Origin of the sequence: Streptomyces swartbergensis (assembly GCF_002148965.1) — a bacterium.
GTDB lineage: Bacteria > Actinomycetota > Actinomycetes > Streptomycetales > Streptomycetaceae > Streptomyces > Streptomyces swartbergensis.
This window is the reverse complement of sequence record NZ_NGFN01000607.1, coordinates 1-2,469: the sequence shown is the minus strand read 5'-3', so window position 1 is coordinate 2,469 and position 2,469 is coordinate 1. Positions and strand designations below refer to the sequence as shown.

General features: G+C 73.5%; 3 protein-coding genes and 1 pseudogene. 1 reads left to right on the top strand and 3 read right to left on the bottom strand.

Going from position 1 to position 2,469, the window contains the following annotated elements; translation table 11 throughout:
* Together CA983_RS42735 and CA983_RS42730 are read right to left on the bottom strand one after the other, a co-directional pair.
* A partial coding sequence (locus tag CA983_RS42735) for a hypothetical protein (RefSeq protein WP_143645794.1) occupies window positions 1–249 on the bottom strand: 249 nt, incomplete at its 3' end.
* 103 nt (window positions 250–352) lie between these two features.
* The gene (locus CA983_RS42730; protein WP_086606002.1) at window positions 353–856 is read right to left on the bottom strand and encodes a MarR family winged helix-turn-helix transcriptional regulator; all 504 of its coding nucleotides are present in this window, start codon (window positions 854–856) and stop codon (window positions 353–355) included.
* A 109-nt stretch (window positions 857–965) separates the two neighbouring features.
* Between CA983_RS42730 and CA983_RS42725 the strand changes: the two genes are divergently transcribed.
* A complete protein-coding gene (locus CA983_RS42725; RefSeq protein ID WP_086606001.1) occupies window positions 966–1,481 on the top strand; it encodes a YceI family protein in 516 nt (171 codons plus the stop codon).
* Window positions 1,482–1,498: 17 nt separating this feature from the next.
* Here the strand turns inward: CA983_RS42725 and CA983_RS42720 are convergent.
* Window positions 1,499–2,469: pseudogene (locus CA983_RS42720) on the bottom strand (hypothetical protein); the annotation flags it as partial.

Sequence of the window (2,469 nt, the reverse complement as noted above, 5' to 3'; positions counted from 1 at the left end):
GCCCGGGGCCCTGTGCTCGCGGGCCACGGCCGCCGCCTCCGCCGCCTCCGCCGCCTCCACGGCCGCCTCGGGCGTGCGGTGCGCCACCACGCCGATCGGCGTCTGCCGGAGGTCGGACGCGTCCGTCGAGGACGCGGCCCGGCTGCCCGCGTCGAACGGCACCTCACCGTCGACCCGCTCGCGCAGTCCCTCCGCGAGCGCCACCGCGTCGACGGGCCAGCCGCCCGCCGGGGTGCCGTACGACGGCACCGGGCAGGTCCGACGCGCCCATGGGGCCCTCCTCCTGCACCCGGAACAGAGGGCGCCGGGGGCCCAGGACCGCGTCCCGGCGGTACGCCAGGGCCGGGCTCGCTCAGTCCGCGCGGAACTCCTCTGCGAGGTCCGGCACCAGCGCGCACAGCGCCTCACGCTGGGCCGGGCCCATGAAGCGGGTGAGGGACCGCGTCACCGTCTCGGCGAGCGGGCCGGAGGCCTCGGTCAGGAGGCGGCGGGCCTTGTCGGTGAGGGTGACCTCGACGCCGCGCTTGTCGCCGCACACGGACCTGCGGGTGACGAGGCCGGCGTGCTGGAGGCAGGCGATCTGGTAGGTGAGGCGGGTCTTCGGGCGGCCCAGGAGCTCCGCGACGCGCGTCATCCGCAGGCCGCCCTCGGGCTGCTCCGCGAGCAGGCACAGGATCAGGAACTCGTCGTGCGAGACGTCCAGCTTCTCCTTCACGACCGCGCGCAGCCGTTGTTCCACTGCCCCCGTCGCGGCGAGCAGCAGCATCCAGGCGCGCAGCTCCGCCGGCAGCAGTCCGCCGCCCTCGGCGGGCGGGCATTCAGGCAGGTCGGCGGGATGCTCCTGGTGGTCGGCCATACGCCCCAGCCTACCTGTCGTCCAAATTTGGAACGCAGGGTTGTTCAATTTTGGACGAACCGCTAACGTGTAGTCATCCAAATTTGAACGACACGAGTGGAGAAGGATCATGACCGTCGCCGTGGAAACCGGACTGTGGCAGCTCGACACGACCGCCTCGACCGTGGGCATCCAGCACAAGACCATGTGGGGCCTGGTCACCGTGAAGGGCACCTTCGGCGCGATCGGCGGCTCGGGCGAGGTCCGGCCCGACGGTTCCGCAGTCGGCACCCTGACCTTCGACGTCGCCTCCCTCGACACCAAGAACGCCAAGCGCGACACCCACCTGAGGTCCGCCGACTTCTTCGACGCCGACCACCACCCCGAGATCACCTTCGTGGCCCGCAGCGCCGAGCTCCGCGACGGCGACCAGGTGCATGTCGTCGGTCAGCTCACCGTGCGCGGCGTCAGCAGGCCGCTGTCCCTCACCGCGCGCCTGACCGGCCAGGACGCCACGGGGCTCACCCTGGAGACGGAATTCACCGTGGACCGGGAGCAGTTCGGCATGGGCTGGAACCAGCTGGGAATGATCCGCGGCCGGACCACGGTCACCGCGGGCCTGCGCTTCGTCCGGGCCATCGTCTGACGCCATCCGCAGCGGTGTCAGCCCGTCCGGTGCACCGCCTGCTGCACATCCGTGCTCGACAGGGTCTGCGGCGACGCCGTGAACGCGCGCAGGCGGATCCGGGCACCCGGCCGGGGCACGAGGAACCGGCCCTTGGGCGGCCGGAGTTCATAGCGGGCGGTGGCGTGCGCGGGCAGGGTGCGCGGGCCCCGGACGATCCGCCAGTACGGATCCATGCCCTGGCCCATGGTCAGGGTGAAGTGCGGGGCGAGGGCCGTGTCGTCCGTGTTGGTGACCTGGAGGGTGAGGCGGGAGACGGTGGCCGGGGTGGGATGGCGGGCCGCGACGACCCGCATGCGCAGGGGCGGCGTGCCCGTGGCCGCCACGGCGGCGCCGACCGGCGCGGGCAGGAGCAGCAGTGCCGTCAGGGCGATCCGGGCCGGGCGGCGCCGCGGCCCGGACAGCAGCCGCGCACGGGGCTGCCACGCCCCGGCGAACGCCGACGCGGGAGCGGTGACAGCCGCCGCCAGCCACAGCGGCGTCATCAGCAGGTAGTAGCCGTCCTGCGAGCGGGTCGCCAGGTAGAAGGCGCACCAGGGCAGGACGGTCGCGGCCGGCCCCAGCCGCCGTACGAACAGCACGAACAGCACGAGCAGTCCGGCGAGCAGCAGCAGGCTCGCGGAGGAGTACCAGTCGAGGCGGTCGCTGCCGTCGGTCAGGTACAGCGAGATGTCCACCACGCCCTGCCCGTGCAGCACCGCGCCCTGCGTCAGCGGCAGCGCGATCCCCGTCAGCCAGGGGCCCGGCTCGCTGACGACGAAGTAGGTGTTGATCAGGAGCCACACGGCCGCCGCGGCCCCGGCCAACCTCAGCACCACCAGTGCCGCGGCCCGGCCGCCCAGCTCGCCGCGCCGCACGGCGTAGATCCCGGCCAGCAGGAACGGCGCCAGGAACCAGGGCAGTTGCTGTGCCGCGCACGCCGCCCCCAGACACGCGGCCCGCGCCAGCC

Excerpts from the sequence above, each read along its gene's own strand:
- CA983_RS42730 (WP_086606002.1), bottom strand. The coding sequence starts at position 856 with ATGGCCGACCACCAGGAGCATCCCGCCGACCTGCCTGAATGCCCGCCC.
- CA983_RS42725 (WP_086606001.1), top strand. The coding sequence starts at position 966 with ATGACCGTCGCCGTGGAAACCGGACTGTGGCAGCTCGACACGACCGCC.